The sequence below is a fragment of the Shinella sp. SUS2 genome (assembly GCF_001262505.1).
In the GTDB taxonomy this organism is placed as follows: domain Bacteria; phylum Pseudomonadota; class Alphaproteobacteria; order Rhizobiales; family Rhizobiaceae; genus Shinella.
In genome coordinates this window covers 143,167-157,671 of the sequence record NZ_KQ410732.1, presented here as the reverse complement: position 1 = coordinate 157,671, position 14,505 = coordinate 143,167, and the positions used below count along the sequence as shown (strand labels likewise).

The 14,505-nt window shown below is 65.0% G+C and carries 14 protein-coding genes; 1 reads left to right on the top strand and 13 read right to left on the bottom strand.

Annotated elements, in window-relative coordinates; translation table 11 throughout:
* Positions 1–10: 10 nt before the first annotated feature.
* From AKG11_RS16940 to AKG11_RS16880, 13 genes are all read right to left on the bottom strand, one after another.
* Positions 11–913, bottom strand: a complete 903-nt coding sequence (locus AKG11_RS16940) for a DMT family transporter (protein WP_050744719.1) — start codon at positions 911–913, stop codon at positions 11–13.
* Positions 910–2,700, bottom strand: coding sequence for an adenine deaminase (locus tag AKG11_RS16935; RefSeq protein WP_050744718.1), 1,791 nt, complete (start codon positions 2,698–2,700; stop codon positions 910–912). Before AKG11_RS16935 ends, AKG11_RS16940 begins: the two co-directional genes overlap by 4 nt.
* Positions 2,697–3,620, bottom strand: coding sequence for a nucleoside hydrolase (locus AKG11_RS16930; RefSeq protein ID WP_050744717.1), 924 nt, complete (start codon positions 3,618–3,620; stop codon positions 2,697–2,699). The genes AKG11_RS16935 and AKG11_RS16930 overlap by 4 nt, the downstream gene beginning before the upstream one ends.
* A gap of 5 nt (positions 3,621–3,625) precedes the next feature.
* Positions 3,626–4,654 carry an ABC transporter ATP-binding protein gene (locus AKG11_RS16925; protein WP_050744716.1) on the bottom strand — a complete coding sequence of 343 codons (1,029 nt, stop codon included), beginning with the start codon at positions 4,652–4,654 and terminating at the stop codon, positions 3,626–3,628.
* Complete coding sequence (locus AKG11_RS16920; RefSeq protein WP_050744715.1) at positions 4,647–5,423, bottom strand: ABC transporter permease; 777 nt, start codon at positions 5,421–5,423, stop codon at positions 4,647–4,649. Before AKG11_RS16920 ends, AKG11_RS16925 begins: the two co-directional genes overlap by 8 nt.
* On the bottom strand, positions 5,420–6,247 hold the full coding sequence (locus tag AKG11_RS16915; protein ID WP_050744714.1) for an ABC transporter permease: 828 nt from the start codon (positions 6,245–6,247) through the stop codon (positions 5,420–5,422). Before AKG11_RS16915 ends, AKG11_RS16920 begins: the two co-directional genes overlap by 4 nt.
* Before the next feature lie 281 nt (positions 6,248–6,528).
* Positions 6,529–7,551 (bottom strand): ABC transporter substrate-binding protein, encoded by a 1,023-nt coding sequence (locus AKG11_RS16910; RefSeq protein WP_023513333.1) that lies wholly within the window; start codon positions 7,549–7,551, stop codon positions 6,529–6,531.
* Positions 7,544–8,590: a LacI family DNA-binding transcriptional regulator gene (locus AKG11_RS16905; RefSeq protein WP_050744713.1), complete on the bottom strand. Its 1,047-nt coding sequence runs from the start codon at positions 8,588–8,590 to the stop codon at positions 7,544–7,546. Before AKG11_RS16905 ends, AKG11_RS16910 begins: the two co-directional genes overlap by 8 nt.
* 140 nt (positions 8,591–8,730) lie before the next feature.
* Entirely contained in the window at positions 8,731–10,245 is a 1,515-nt protein-coding gene (locus AKG11_RS16900) for a M81 family metallopeptidase (protein ID WP_050744712.1), read from the bottom strand.
* Positions 10,246–10,356: 111 nt separating this feature from the next.
* Positions 10,357–11,100: an amino acid ABC transporter ATP-binding protein gene (locus AKG11_RS16895; protein WP_050744711.1), complete on the bottom strand. Its 744-nt coding sequence runs from the start codon at positions 11,098–11,100 to the stop codon at positions 10,357–10,359.
* Between the two features lie 9 nt (positions 11,101–11,109).
* The gene (locus AKG11_RS16890) at positions 11,110–11,787 is read right to left on the bottom strand and encodes an ABC transporter permease subunit (protein WP_050744710.1); all 678 of its coding nucleotides are present in this window, start codon (positions 11,785–11,787) and stop codon (positions 11,110–11,112) included.
* Positions 11,780–12,505: an ABC transporter permease gene (locus AKG11_RS16885; RefSeq protein WP_050744709.1), complete on the bottom strand. Its 726-nt coding sequence runs from the start codon at positions 12,503–12,505 to the stop codon at positions 11,780–11,782. The genes AKG11_RS16890 and AKG11_RS16885 overlap by 8 nt, the downstream gene beginning before the upstream one ends.
* An 80-nt stretch (positions 12,506–12,585) precedes the next feature.
* Positions 12,586–13,383, bottom strand: coding sequence for a transporter substrate-binding domain-containing protein (locus AKG11_RS16880; RefSeq protein ID WP_023513327.1), 798 nt, complete (start codon positions 13,381–13,383; stop codon positions 12,586–12,588).
* 215 nt (positions 13,384–13,598) lie between these two features.
* Between AKG11_RS16880 and AKG11_RS16875 the strand changes: the two genes are divergently transcribed.
* Entirely contained in the window at positions 13,599–14,504 is a 906-nt protein-coding gene (locus AKG11_RS16875; RefSeq protein WP_050744708.1) for a LysR family transcriptional regulator, read from the top strand.
* The last annotated feature ends 1 nt before the right edge of the window (position 14,505 follow it).

The following is a 14,505-nucleotide window of genomic DNA, read 5'->3' as shown; positions in this document are numbered from 1 at the left end:
TCCTGTCAGTTTAGCCGCGGCTGGCAAGGGAAACGCCGAGCGTGGCGATGCAGAGGCCGGCAATCTGGACCAGGGTGAGGCTTTCGCCAAAACCGATCCAGGCCATCAGGGCCGAGACGCCAGGCACGAGGAAGAAGAGCGACGACACCTTGGACAGCGCGCCCTGGCGGATCATGTGCAGGAGCAAGAGGATCGCCCCGAGCGACATGCCGAAAACCGACCAGGCAAGGCCGATCCACAACGGCACCGCCGTCGTATCGAAGGCCGGCCCGCCGACGAAGGGCACGAGGATCGCAGTCGGCACCAGCGCGCCGATATATTGTGCAGCGGTGTTGGTCAGCGGATCGGCGGTGATCCTGGTGCGCTTGACCAGGATGGAGCCGGTGGTAATAGCAAGCACGCCCGCAAGGCAGACGAGAAGCGGCACGAGAGGAATGCCGCCGGCATCCGTCGCGCCGAGCTTCGGCGCCAGGGTGACCAGCGTGCCGATGGCGCCGATGACGATGCCGATGGCGCCGCGCCGCGACATGCGCTCACCGAGCAGCCGGCCGGCCAGCAACGTCACGAGCAGCGGCTGCATGCCCGCCATCAGCGCGGAAATCGCCGTCGGCAGGCCGTTTGCCACCGACCAGAAGACACCACCGAGATAAAGCCCGTGGATCAGCACGCCGGCAAGCAGCGCCTGTCGCCATTCCCGCGCCGCGCGCGGCCAGCGGGCCCCCTTCCAGAGCGCGATGGCAGCGAGTGCCAGAAAGGCAAGGCAGAAGCGCACGGCAAGGAAGGTCAGCGGCTCCGCATGGGGTGCGACGAGCCGCGCCAGCACGAAGCCGCTCGACCAGAGCGGCACAAAGATCGCCGGCAGCAAGAGACCGGTGCTGGCCGATAGAGCGGTGGTGTTGGCGGGTGCGTTCACGGAAGGCCCCGAATACTCAAGACCGGGTTTTTGAGCAGCACGCCGGTCGTGCCGTCGGCGATGCCGCGGTCGGTCTGGTGCGGGCCGGCATTGCAAGCGAGCGTCGCGCCGAAAACGGCCTTGAACACCAGATAGGGCGGTTGCCAGTCGACGATGCCATCGGCCGCGGTGCGCAGCGCCGAGAAGGTCGCGGCCACGTCCTCAAGCGGCGCATCGGAAATCAGGCCGGAGAGCGGCAGCGCGAGCAGCGCCAGCACCTTGCCCTCCGCCGCTACGGCCATGCCGCCGCCGGCGGCAATCACCGCATTGGCCGCCACGGCCATGTCCCGCGTGTTGCTACCGAAGACCGTGAGGTTATGGCTGTCATGCGAGACGGTGGTGGCAAGCGCGCCGCGCCAGTCACCCCAGCCGGACAGGAGGCCGACGCGAGGGCGTGCATCCGTCTTGCCGTGCCGATGTGCCACCGCGATCAGCGTGGTTCCGGCGGGCGGAACGACAAAGCCGTTCTCGACCTTCGCGACGGCCTCGCCCCATTCGGTGAAGCGCGGTTTGGCGATCAGGGCGACGGTCGCCTCGCTGCCCGCACAGGGAATACGGAAATCATCATCCACGAGCGGCGCAAGATGCATGGAGCCGCGGAGCGGCGCCGCGTCGATTTCCTGTGCCGCTTCGATGAGGGCACCATCACGGGCAACAAGACGACCGCTGCAAAAGACCCGTTTCGCTTGAAAATCGGCAAGATCCCGGAACAGCACGATATCGGCCCGGCGGCCGGGAGCGATGAGGCCGAGATCGTCGCGGCGGATGCGGCGGGCAGCGTTCAGCGTGGCGGCCTGCAAGGCCCATTCCGGCTTCATGCCGTAGCGCACAAGGCGGCGCACCACGTCATCGAGGCCGCCGGCGGAAAAAAGGTCGTCCGGGAAGACGTCGTCGGTGCACAGCGTCACCGTCTGCGGGAAGTGGGGCAGCGCGTTGAGGGCCGCGACGCATTCGGGAAGAAGGTGATCGTGCGAACCGCGCAATTCGATGGTGAGGCCGGCACGCAGTTTCTGCACGAGGTCCTCACCGGAGACGATCTCATGATCGGAGCTGATACCCGACGTCACGAAAGCCTGCAGATCGGCACCGTCCAGGCTGCGCGCATGGCCGTGGATCGGCTTGCCGGACCGGCGTCCGGCAGCGAGGATGGCGCTCATGCGTGCCCTCCCCTCGATGACGGCGCGCATGTCCATCACCTCGGCAATGCCGCCGATCTCCGGGCGGGCGAGCAGTGCGGCGATGGTTTCCGCGGGAAAATCAGCGCCTGCCATTTCCAGATCCGGCGCGGACGGCACGCAGGAGGGTGCAAGCAGCACATTGCGCTGCGCCAGCGCGCCGGCTGCCTCCGCCGCCCAGTCGACACCGGCGACACCGTGCACATTGCCGAGCTCGTGTGGATCCCAGACAAGCGTGGTGACGCCGCGCGGCAGCGTCGCCGCGGCATAGGCCGCGGGGGTGATCATCGAGCTTTCGACATGCATATGCGTATCGATGAGGCCGGGTGAGACGAAGAGCCCGGTGGCGTCGACTATCTCCGCCGTATCCTGCCGGGCATCCGGCGCATGAACGCTCGCAATCAGCGGGCCGACGAGGCCGATATCGGCAGAGCGGCACTCGCCCGTCACCATGTCGACCAGCGTGCCGCCACGGATGAGGATATCGAAGGCGCGGTCGCCGCGGGCCGCCGCGACGGCGTTTTCCCTCAGGGTCTCGTCGTCGAGGTCGCTAGCGTCGGTCCGGCCGGTCATCGCTGCGCCTCCGCAGTCAGCGCGCCAAGGATGACCGCACGGGCGGCATCCACGTCGATATCGGAGACGAAGGCGGCATTGCGTCTTTCCGCGGCGGCGCGAACATCCACAACCGTGCGTCCACGGGTCAGCATTCCGGACAGTTCCACGTCGATGCGAGCAGCAGTAAAGGTCACCAGCTCCGGTCGCACGAAGACGACGGCAGCGCAAGGGTCGTAGATGGCCATGCCGGGGCGGCCACGGCTTGTCCCGATGGAGATGTATCCGGCAAGAAGATCGGCCAGAAGGTCGGCATTCCGCCCGCCTGCAGTGCGGACCGGCGCGGCGTCGTCCGGAAAAGCGACGACCTTGCGGCAGAGGTCGAGATCGACCATGCGCAGCGGCAGGCCATGGGCGAGCACGATGGCGAGCGCTTCCGGGTCGGCGAAGGCGTTGAATTCGGCCGAGGCCGTGTGGTTGCCGGCGGTGACGCCGCCGCCCATCCAGGTAAGATCGTCGATCTTCTTCGCCAGATCCGGCCGGGCGAGCGCGAGCGCGGCGATGTTGGTGAGCGGGCCGAGGGCGAGGATGCGGCGCGGGCTTTCCGTCGTCTCCAGCCAATGGCAGAGGGCCGAGAAGGCATCGCTCTCCGGCAGCAGCGGCGCCGGCGGCAGGCTGCGGCCGGCGGTCAGCATGCCGGCTTCGGAAAGGATGTTTTCCGCGGTTTCGAGACGGCCCAGGACCGGCACGGACCGGCCGTCGTGGAGGGGGAAGCTCCAGCCGAAGGCTGCGGCAGCCGAGGCCGCATTCTGCCGCACCTGCGCAAAGCCGGAATTGCCGAAGACCAGCGATATGCCGTCGATGGGCTCCCTCGCATGCGCCACCACGAGGATGGCGGCGATGTCGTCGAACCCCATATCCGTATCGATCCAGACGCCCATCGCCGTCACGCGAAACGCTGGAGGGGCGCAGCGGCCTTCAGCGGCAGGTCGAAGGCGAGGTCAGCACCGAGCGCATGGACCGGCAGCGCGGCACTGACCTCGGCCGTGATGGGGCCGAGCGGCGTGTCGAGCAGGTATTCGCGCAGATTGCCCGTGAAGGAAACGCTCTTCACCTTGCCCCTGAACGGGCCGGCATCGAGCACGACGCCTGCCGGGCGCCAGGCAAGACCCGCGGCATTGCCGGGCAGCGTCTCGGCAAGCGCGGTCGCGCCCGCGGGCGTAGCAAGCTTGCCGTCCTTCAGCGCGAAGACATTTTCGAATCCGACGAAGTCGGCGACGAAGGAAGAGACGGGGTTGTTGTAGATTTCCTCAGGCGTGCCGATCTGCTCGACCAGGCCGTCACGCATCACGACGATGCGGTCGGCGAGCGACAGGGCTTCGGCCTGGTCGTGGGTGACGAAGATCATGGTGACCCCGGTCTCCTTCTGCACGCGCTGCAGCTCGGCGCGCATCTCGACGCGCAGGCGCGCATCGAGATTGGAGAGCGGCTCGTCGAGCAAGAGCACCTTCGGCTCCATGACCATGGAACGGGCGAGCGCCACGCGCTGCTGCTGGCCGCCGGAAAGTTCCGCCGGCTTGCGGCCGGAGAAGGCGGAAAGGCCGACCGACTTCAGGCCGGCGGTGACACGCGCCTCGATGTCGGCGGCCGGCATGCGCTTCAAACGCAGACCGAAGGCGACGTTTTCGAAAACGGTCAGATGCGGGAAGAGCGCGTAGGACTGAAAGACCAGGCCGACATTGCGCTTGTTGGCGGAAACGCGGGTGATGTCCGTGCCGTCGAGCGTGATGCGACCGGAGGTCGGCGTCAGGAGGCCGGCGATCGAGCGCATGGTCGTCGTCTTGCCGCAGCCGGACGGGCCGAGAAAGGCGACGAGTTCGCCCTTCCTGATGTCGAGGTTGAATTTGTCGACGGCGATCGAATTGCCGTAGGAGAGCGTCAGGTTTTCGAGGGAGAGGAAAGCGCGATCAGACATAGCGGGAGAATCCAAGGAAGCGTTCTGCGAGGAAGACGATGCCGATCGACATCAGGGCCAGAAGGGCCGACAGCGCAGCGACGGAGGGATCGTAGGTGGTTTCCATGTAGGAGAGCATGTCGATGGGCAGCGTGCGCACGCCAGGACCGGACAGGAACAGCGAGACGGGCACCTGGTTGAAGCTCGTTACGAAGCCGAGGATGAAGGCGGCGAGAATGCCCGCCCGGATGTTCGGCAGCACCACCATGAAGAAGGCGCCGAGGCGGGTGGCGCCGAGCAGCACCGCCGCCTCCTCCATGTCGGAGCGCAGGTTGTTGAAGCTGGAGGAGACGACGCGCACCGTATAGGGCAGCACGAGGGCCGTATGGGCAAGGAACAGCGCGACGCCGATCGAGAAACTGAAGGGCACGACGAGATAGCGCAGGAGCGCGAGACCGACGATGATGCCGGGCACGATGATCGGCAGGGTAACGATGGTGTTGATCGTCTCGCCGAAGGGCAGCTTGTAGCGCGACAGCGCATAGGCCGCCGGCACGCCGAGCAACAGCGCGACGAAGGTGCCGCCGACGGCGAGGATCATCGACATGATGAAGCTGTCGCGGAAACTCTCGACGGTGAAGACCTTCAGCACCCATTTGAGCGACAGGCCCTGCGGCGGGAAGACAAGCGTATCGCCGGCCGAAAGCGAGGCGGCGACGATGATCAGGAACGGACCGATCAGGAAGACGATCAGCGCGGTGAGGATGGTGAAGGACAGCGTGCGGTTCATCGCTTGTTCCTCGCGGTGGCGAGCCGTTTCAGGAGAAGGTTCGCGGCAAAGCACATGGCGATCAGGATGAAGGCGATGACGCTTGCGGAGACAAAGTCGTTGGCGACGGTGACGCGCTGGAAGAGCAACGTCTCCAGCATCAGCACCTTGGAGCCGCCGAGGATGGCGGGCGTGATGTAGGCCGTCAGCGAACCGGTGAAGACCAGAGTGCCGCCGACAACGAGGCCTTCGCGCGTCAAGGGCAGGATGACCTTCCAGAAAACCTGGAACCAGTTGGCGCCGAGCACCCGGGCGGCGAGGATGGCATCCTTGGGCATGTTTTCCAGCGCGCTGATCAGCGACAGGATCATCAGCGGCAGGAAGAGCTGCAGGAGGCCGATAAAGACGGCCGTCTCGGTAAAGAGCAGGCGGATCGGCTCGTCGCTGAGGCCGACGGCCTGCAGCGCCTGGTTGACGATGCCGGTGCGGCCGAGGATGACGATCCAGGCATAGGTGCGCGCGACCGGCGAGATCATCAGCGGCAGCGAGATGAGGCCGATCATGCGCCCCTTGCCGGAGGCGCTGAGATTGACGATCGCAAAGGCGGCGGCATAACCGATGATGGCGGACGCCACCGTCACGGCGATGCCGAGCTTGAACGTGCGCAGCAGAACCAGCCTGTTCAGTGGCTCGGAGAAGAAGTTTGTATAGGCCGAGAAGGTCCAGCCGGCCGGGCTGCGAAAGCCTTCCGCCAGCACGATGACCACGGGCACCAGGAAGATGACGGTCGCAAAGACGGCGGCCGGCAAGGCCAGCGCCAAGGCTTCAGCGCGATTTTGAAACATGCGTGCTCCTGCCGAAAAGAGGGCAGCGGTTCGGGGTGATGGGAAGCGCAGAGGGCTTCCCTCTGCCTGCCGGCATCTCCCCACGAGGGGGAGCGGTCGCGTATAGAGATTGCCCCTCATCCGGCCTGCCGGCCACCTTCCCCCCGCAAGCGGGGCGAAGGAGATATGCCGTGCCGGCTTGCCCAATTCCTCAACGGTTCGTAGGGCAAGTCCCCTCTCCCCGCTTGCGGGGAGAGGGTGAGGGGCAACTTAGTGCGATCGCCTTCGGTTCAGAACGCCTTTTACTGCGCGACCGTCGCGTTCCACTCGGCAAGCCACTTCTCACGGTAGTCGAGGGTGGTGGCGGCCGGCAGGAAGGTCAGCTTGTTGGCGACGTCAGCGCCGTAGGTCAGCTTTTCGGCGATCTCGGGCGCGACGACGACTTCCTTGTTCGCCGGGCTGTCGATCAGCATTTCGGCGATCTTGGTCTGCATCGGCGTCGAAAGCCAGAAATCCATGAACTTCAGGGCCAATTCCTGGTTCTTGGAGCCCTTGACGAGCACCATGGCGTTCATATCGCCGGCGTCGCCTTCCTTGGTGGCGGCCCAGCCGATCGGCAGGTCCAGCTTCGAGATGCCGGCCCAGGAGAAGTGCCCCATCGGCGCGGCCCAGATCTCTTCCTGCTGCATGAGCTGCACGAGCTGCGAGCTCTTGACGTAGAAGGTGACGAACTCGTCGCGCTTCTCGCCGACGGCGGCCATGGCATCCTTGAGATCGGGTGAATCCTTGCCGAGCGCCTTGCCGATCATGTTCAGCACCGGTCCACCCTGGTTGGTGGTGATGTTCGGCAGGGCGACATGGCCGGCATAGTCGTCCTTCAGGAGATCCGCCCAGGATTCGATCTTCATCTTGTCGGTGCGGTAGGCGATGCCGGTCTTGTAGATCGTGTAGCCGACGCTCATGCCGTCGCCGTTCGGGTCCTTGGCGAAATCATAGAGCTTGTCGTAGTTGGAAAGCTTCGTCGTATCGATCTTGTCGGTCAGGCCCTTGCGCGCGGCGGAAAGCGCATCGGCAAGCGAGAAGACGGCCATGTCGATGACCGGAGCGTCCTTGTTGGCGTCCAGCTTGGCCAGGCGCTCGATGCTGTTGCCGGTCTCGACGACCAGCTTGCAGCCGCATTCGGCCTCGAAGGGCTTGTAGAGCGCCTCGGTGAATTCCTCCTGGACGAAGCCATAGACGGAAATGGTCAGCGTCTGCTCCTCGGCGGATGCAAGCGCTCCGCTCATGAGCCAGAAGACGCTGGCGGCCAGTACTTTCTTATGCATGCGGGGACTCCTCCTCAAAAAAACCGGCAGATGGCGCGGGACCACTGGAACGGCGGATGACAAGCTCCATCGGCACGGCGGCCTTGCGAGCGGTGACGGGCGGGCTCGGCGTGTCGTCCGAGGCCTCGCGGGACTGGATCGCCTCGACCAGCGCATCGAGCGCCAGCGTCGCGATTTCCGGCATGTTCATCTTCACGGTCGTCAGCGGCGGCGAGATGAAGGACGACCATTGCAGATTGTCGAAACCGGTGATGCTGGCCTCCGCCGGAATGGCGATGCCGGCCGATTGCAGCTCGGTGAGCGCACGCAGTGCGTGGGGATCGGAGACGCAGGCGAAGGCGGTAAAGCCCCGCTTCCGCCAGTCTGCAAGCCCGAGCGCACAGCCCTTGCCGTGCCGGGCCTCCAGTTCGACGATCCAGATGGTCTCCGTCCTGATGCCCGACAGCGCGGAACGCATGCCATTGATACGGGCGTTCTGCACATTCGAGCTCGGATCGTCACCGATCAGAAGGATCCTGCTGTGGCCGAGCGCAGCAAGATGGCCGGCAGCCTCCGCGCCGCCGGCGAAATGATCCGCCGAGACGGTGTTGCGCGGGGTCGTCGGCGTGTCGATGATCGCAATGGGGCAGCGCGTTTCCGGCACCGTCGTGCCGCGGCGGGGAACGATGACGATGCCGTCCACCCCGCGCTCGATGAGCTGGAAGATCGCCTTGTCCTGCGCGGCGATCTCGTCGCGCGAGTTGGCGATCAGCACGCCGTAGCCCGCCCCCGTCGCCACGCGCTCGATTTCCTGCGCGATTTCCGGATAGAGCGGATTGCCGATATCGGGCAGAACGAGGCCGAGAACGCCGCTGCGGCCGGTGCGCAGGGCCCTGCCCGCCTGGCTCGGCACATAGCCCAATTCGTCCGCCGCATCGCGGATGCGCTTGGCAAGTTCCGGCGACAGCCGCCCCTTGCCCGACAGCGCATTCGATACCGTCGCAATCGACACCCCAAGGTGGCGCGCCAGTTCCGAAAGGTTGGGTCGCGAAGGCTTCACGGCTGGTCACCGACATGATTAAACGTTTAATCACATTAGCACAGTTTAAAACATTGTCAATCGGCGCCGTTTTTTGCCGGTGGAAAACAGCGGCCGGCGGCAGCGTTCCCGTGGAAAGCGACCGCCGGAAGCACACGTCGTCAGTTTGATGACGCTGCAGCAAGCTGTTCAGAATCCAGAGGAAAAGCCGGGCGGCGAAGGCGCGTATAGGTCCTGCGCGCAAGATCCGGCGAGCTCAGCCCGCCAGCATCCGTCACGATCATGCGCGCGGCGATCGGCCCGAAGGCGCCCTTGAAATGCTGCATGGATTTCACCGCGAGGATCGCCCTTTTGGTCGGCTCTATGCCGACGGCGCGGAAGATGTTCTTGTCCAGCATCTGCATGCGCTCGGAAACGATCATGATGTCGAGCCCATCGACGCGCAGGCAAACACTCGTGCCGCAGGTGCCGGGCAGGCCGGTGAACATCGGCCCCTCGAAGACGAACCTGCCGTCGGTGATCGCCATCACCGTGCCGGTCACCGTCAGGGGACCGCCACCGACCGCCGGGTCCGTGCGCCCGCCAATCGTCACCGTGACCTTTGCCCCGACGCCAGCCTCTGCGATCTCGCGGACCGCATCGGGATCCAGCAACGCCCCGGCGGCGGCATCGGTGAGCTGCGCGTCCAGCATGGCGGCGATCAGGGCCGTGCAGTCGCTATAGGCGCCCGATCCGGGATTGTCGGAAAAATCCGCCACCACGACGATGCCGTCCCTGGGATCGGCGTCCGTCAGTTCCGCGATGCATGCCGAGAGCGGCACCGGCTGCGTCCACTCGTTGCGGTAGGACCAGATGGCCGCGCAGAGCCTTTCCCCGACGCCCTCCGCCGCTGCGACCGGCACGGTGGCGCTGTCATAGGTGACGACAACGCTTGGCCCGGCGGCCCAGACATCGGCATCGGTGAAGCCGGCATTGATCGAGACGGCGAGCACGCCCGGCGCCGCTGCTTCCGCCGCCGCTTTTTCCAGTAGGCGGCACATCGGCCCGTTGTCCGTCGTGCGCCCGTCGTCGCAGCCGAGCAGCATGGGCGGGCGGCGGATGGCGAGTTTCGGCGCGATCTCGCCGGCCATCGCCCGGTGCAGCAGATCGCAGGCCTCGACGCCGACCTCCCGCATGTCGACATGCGGATAGGTGCGGAAGGAAACGGAGATCTGGGCAAGGTCCGCCAGGTCGTCGAAGATGTTGGCATGCAGGTCCAGCGTGATGGCGACGGGCACGGCATCCCCCACCACGGCACGAATTTCCCGCAGGAACTGGCAATCACCGTCCTCGTCCGTCTCCGTCACCATCGCGCCGTGCAGCGCCACGAAGATCCCGTCGAAGGGTCCGCTTTCCTTCAGCCGGCGCAGGCATTCCTGCGTGATCTCCGCGCGTGCCTCTTCAAGGATGATGCCGTTCGGTTCGGCGTGGGCAGCAACGATATAGACCGGCGTCCAGCCCCGCGCATGGGCAACCTCCATCGCTCCGCCCACTTCCGATCCCGTGCCCGCGAAGTTCTGCGGAATCTCATCGCCCTTGAAGTAATGCGAGGCACGGAAATCGTCGATCCCGGTCCGCTTCAGCGTGAACGTGTTGGATTCGTTGATGAACTCTATGATGGCGACACGATAGGACATGAAATACCCTTCCCTGCCCGCAAGGGCAGACGATGAACTGGCGTGGAAAAATGCGGAATGCGGCCCGGTTTTCGAGGTGGCGCAAAGTTTCAGGAAGCCATGACGCCCCCGTCAGCTCTGCGCGATACGGCTGAGGAAACGTCGGGACCGCTCCTTCGCGTCGACGCCGAAGAACACGTCCGGCGGCACCGCCTCGATGATTTCCCCCTTTTCCATGAACACGATGCGGTCCGCGACCTTGCGGGCGAAGCCCATTTCGTGGGTCACGCACAGCATCGTCATGCCCTCGGCGGCAAGCCCGGCCATCACCTCGAGCACTTCGGCGATCGATTCCGGATCGAGCGCGGAGGTCGGCTCGTCGAAGAGCATGATCTCAGGCCGGAGGCAGAGGCCGCGCGCGATGGCGACACGCTGCTGCTGGCCGCCGGAAAGCTGATGGGGATATTTGCCGGCATGGCCGTCCATGCGCACCCGCGCGAGCAGCGCCATGGCAAGCGCCTCCGCCTCTTCCTTCGCGACGCCATGTGTATGGATCGGCGACAGGGTGCAGTTGCCAAGCACGGTCAGGTGCGGGATCAGGTTGAAATGCTGGAAGCACATGCCGACCCGGTTGCGCACCGCGCGAATGGTCTTCGGCGTATCGTCGAGCAGGATGCCATCGACAGTCAGCCGGCCGGACTGATGGGGTTCCAGCCGGTTGATACAGCGGATCAGCGTGGATTTTCCCGAGCCGGACGGACCGCACAGCACGATGCGCTCGCCGCGGGCGACCGAAAGGTCGATATCCTTCAGCACATGAAAGGCGCCGTAGAACTTGTTGAGCCGCTCGAAGCGGACGGCGGGCTGCTGCTGCATGAAGCTCTCCTACCGCGCGACCCAGGGCGTGCGCGCCTCGATCCGCCGCACGGCCCATTCGATGAGAAGGACGACGACCAGATAGTGCACCGCCGCCACGTAATAGACACCAAGGTCAAAGGTCTTCGAGAAGATGAACCGCGCCTGCCCCATCAGGTCGAAGACGGTAATGATGGCGACGAGCGAGGTGGACTTCAGAAGCAGGATCACCTCGTTGCCGAGCGCCGGCAGCGCCTTGGAAAGCGCGATCGGCAACAGCACCCGCCGGAAGGCCGTCCAGCGCGTCAGGTTGAGCGCCGCGTTGGTTTCAAGCACAGACTTGGAAATCGTATCGAGGCTGCCGCGGATGATCTCGGCCTGGTAGGCGGCGGTGTTGAGCACCAGAGCCAGAAGGCCGCAATAGGTGGCGTCACGGAAGAACCACCAGAGCCCCAACTGCCTGAGTTCACGGTTGAACTGGCCCACGCCGTAATAGATGAGGAACAACAGCACCAGGAGTGGCAGGCCGCGCAGCACGTTGACATAGCCGAGCGCAAGGAGGCCGAGCACGCCCCTGGAGCGCGAACGCGCCACGCCGATCGGCACAGCGAGGAAGAAGCCGATGACGACCGCCGAGACGGTGAGACCGATCGTGGTGAGGAGGCCGTCGCGCCAGAGCGGCAGATTGTCGAACCAGAGATCAAGCATGCGAGCCTCCGGCGGCGGAAAACCCGCGTGATGCCCGCAGCTCCAGTGCCTTCTGCGCCCGTGACGACAGGGTCACCAACGCGACATAGAGCACGCCGATGGCGAGATAGAACAGGAACGGTTCGCGCGTCGTGTTGATCGCCATGACGGCGACATGGGTGAGGTCGCTGAGCGCGATCACCGAAACGAGCGAGGTATCCTTCAAGAGGATCACCCAGAGATTGCCGAAGCCCGGCAGCGCATGGCGCCAGAGCTGCGGCAGGATCACCTTCTGGAACGCTCGCATGGGGGACAATCCCAGCGCCGCGGCCGCCTCGAACTGCCCGCGGCCCACCGCGTTCATCGCTGCACGCACGACCTCGCTGCCATAGGCGCTGATGACGAGGCTGAGCGCGACAAGCCCGGCGATGAAGGGGCTGATGGAGAAATCGCTTCCCGGCGATAGGCGCTGCGCCAGCCAGTTCAGCACCGCCTGGGCCTGGTAGTAGAGGATGAGAAGCGTCAGGATTTCCGGCAGGCTCTTGAAGAGCGTCGCATAGGCCTGCCCGAAGAGCCGCACCGGCGCCAAAGACGCGGTGCGTGCCCAATGCACGGCGAAGGACAGCGCGATCGCCACCGGAAAGGTGGCCAGCGCCAGCGCGAGGGTGACGGCAAGGCCCCGAAGGATCTCGTCGCCCCATCCGCCCGCGCCGAAGGCAAGAAGGGATAGCTGGTTCATGAACCTGTCCGGACAAGGGCTGACGGCGGGCGCAGCCCGGTTGCCGGGCTGCGCCAACGTTTCATGCGGTCAGGACCGGATTATTTTGCGAACAGCTCGCTCGCATTCTTCGGCTTCTGACGGATATCGAAGTCGAAGTATTTCTTGCGGATCGTCTCATAGGTGCCGTTGCCGACGAGGGTCGCCAGCGCCGCGTTCACGCGCTCGCGAAGGGCGTTGTCCTCCTTGCGGAAGGCAAGACCGGCGCCGAGCGTACCGTCCTGGAGGAACTCCTCGCCGACGAAGACGCAGCAGTCCTCGCCCTTGGCCAGCCAATCCGCGCTGGCGATCTTCGATTCCACCAGGAGGTCGAGGCGGCTGCTCTTCATGTCGAGGAAGGCCTCGCCCAGCGTCGGATAGAGCTTAACCTCATTGTCGGGGAAGAACTCCTTGAGCATGTCGGCCGCAATCGAGCCCGACTGCGTGCCGATCACCATGCCCTCGGCGGTGGCGGGCGTGACGTCCTTCAGGTCCAGGTCCTTCGACGCGACGAAACGCATGGCGTTGAAATAGTACGGCTCGGAGAAGCTTACCTGCTCCCTGCGCGCTTCCGTGATCGCCATCGACGAGGCGATGATGTCGAACTTGCTGGCCTGCAGCGCCGGAATGATGCCGCTCCACTCGTTGGTGCTCCACACGCATTCCGCCTTCAGCTCCGCGCAGATCGCGTTGCCGAGATCGATGTCGAAGCCCTTGAGCTGGCCATCCTCGGCAACATAGTTGAAGGGCGGATAGGCACCTTCCGCACCCATGCGGATCGTCTCGGCTGCGGCCGATGCTGCCCCCGACAGGACGATCGCGACCGCCGTGCACGCATAGAGCGCCATTTTTCTCATCATCGTTCCCTCATCGTGTTGTGTCGCCGGATTGCCTCGCCCACAGCCCCACCTTCCAGCGCATGACACCGAAGTGAAGGCAACAACCTGAATTTTCCGGGTCTTGGCGAACGATACATCCGGTCGGTTTTCGTTCTGCCCCTGTAGGATTACTGTTGAGCCGACGCTGCAACAATGCAAAAGATATATTCCTAACTATTAGTTTTCCTCATGGCTCGATGACAGACAGGCACCACCGTCGACAACTCGCCAATCTGCGCGCATTGCGCGCCTTCGAGGCCGTGGGCCACCACCGCAGCTTCACGGCGGCGGCGAGCGAGCTTGCCGTCAGCCAGGGCGCCGTCAGCCATCAGATCAAGCAGCTGGAGGAGCGGCTCGGCCGCCGCCTTCTGGAGCGCAACTCGCGCGGGGTCAGCCTCACCTCGGAAGGCAGCCTGCTGCTCGACGTCTGCACACGCGCCTTCGAGGATGTCGCCAATGTGCTCTCGCTCATCGGCCAGGAGACCGAGGCGAAGATCCTGCGTATCCGCACTGGCCCCTTCTTCGCCATGGAGGTGCTGGTACCCCGCATGGCGGGCTTCCTCGAACAGAACCCCGGCATCCAGCTCCATCTCAGCAATCTGGAGGAGCGCAGCGGCGCCGTCGAGCGTGAGGACGCCCAGATCAAGTACTGCGTCCATCCTCCGGCCGGAGACTATGCCGTCGAGGTGCTGCGCGAACGCCTTGTCCCCGTCTGCAGCCCGGCGCTGCTCGCCAGCGTCGCGCAGGCCAGAGATCTCCTGTTCAGCCGCAGCGTCGCGCGCCTGCACTATCGCAACGCCAATGACTGGAAGAACTGGCTGACCCACAACAACCTGCAGGAGACGCAGACGAACGCCAATCTCTTCTTCGACGACCAGCATACGCTGCTTGCCGCCGCGCGCTCCGGCCACGGTATCGGCTTCTCGCACCGCGCCTTCGTCGAGGCCGACATTGCGCGCGGCACCCTGTGCGTGCTCTCGGAAGAGACCTTCCAGCCGGAGGAATCCTATAAATTCCTCTGTCCGAAGGAGAGTATCGAGGGCAACCCCGCCCTCGCCCGCTTCCGCGACTGGCTGCTGCAGGAAATCGAAACGGTGCGCTGAC

What these genes read in the sequence shown, in the direction of transcription:
- AKG11_RS16880 (WP_023513327.1), bottom strand. Translation starts at nt 13,383, where the DNA reads ATGATGAGAAAAATGGCGCTCTATGCGTGCACGGCGGTCGCGATCGTC.
- AKG11_RS16890 (WP_050744710.1), bottom strand. Translation starts at nt 11,787, where the DNA reads ATGCTTGATCTCTGGTTCGACAATCTGCCGCTCTGGCGCGACGGCCTC.
- AKG11_RS16910 (WP_023513333.1), bottom strand. Translation starts at nt 7,551, where the DNA reads ATGCATAAGAAAGTACTGGCCGCCAGCGTCTTCTGGCTCATGAGCGGA.
- AKG11_RS16935 (WP_050744718.1), bottom strand. Translation starts at nt 2,700, where the DNA reads ATGACCGGCCGGACCGACGCTAGCGACCTCGACGACGAGACCCTGAGG.
- AKG11_RS16875 (WP_050744708.1), top strand. Translation starts at nt 13,599, where the DNA reads ATGACAGACAGGCACCACCGTCGACAACTCGCCAATCTGCGCGCATTG.
- AKG11_RS16930 (WP_050744717.1), bottom strand. Translation starts at nt 3,620, where the DNA reads ATGGGCGTCTGGATCGATACGGATATGGGGTTCGACGACATCGCCGCC.
- AKG11_RS16900 (WP_050744712.1), bottom strand. Translation starts at nt 10,245, where the DNA reads ATGTCCTATCGTGTCGCCATCATAGAGTTCATCAACGAATCCAACACG.
- AKG11_RS16915 (WP_050744714.1), bottom strand. Translation starts at nt 6,247, where the DNA reads ATGTTTCAAAATCGCGCTGAAGCCTTGGCGCTGGCCTTGCCGGCCGCC.
- AKG11_RS16885 (WP_050744709.1), bottom strand. Translation starts at nt 12,505, where the DNA reads ATGAACCAGCTATCCCTTCTTGCCTTCGGCGCGGGCGGATGGGGCGAC.
- AKG11_RS16920 (WP_050744715.1), bottom strand. Translation starts at nt 5,423, where the DNA reads ATGAACCGCACGCTGTCCTTCACCATCCTCACCGCGCTGATCGTCTTC.
- AKG11_RS16895 (WP_050744711.1), bottom strand. Translation starts at nt 11,100, where the DNA reads ATGCAGCAGCAGCCCGCCGTCCGCTTCGAGCGGCTCAACAAGTTCTAC.
- AKG11_RS16925 (WP_050744716.1), bottom strand. Translation starts at nt 4,654, where the DNA reads ATGTCTGATCGCGCTTTCCTCTCCCTCGAAAACCTGACGCTCTCCTAC.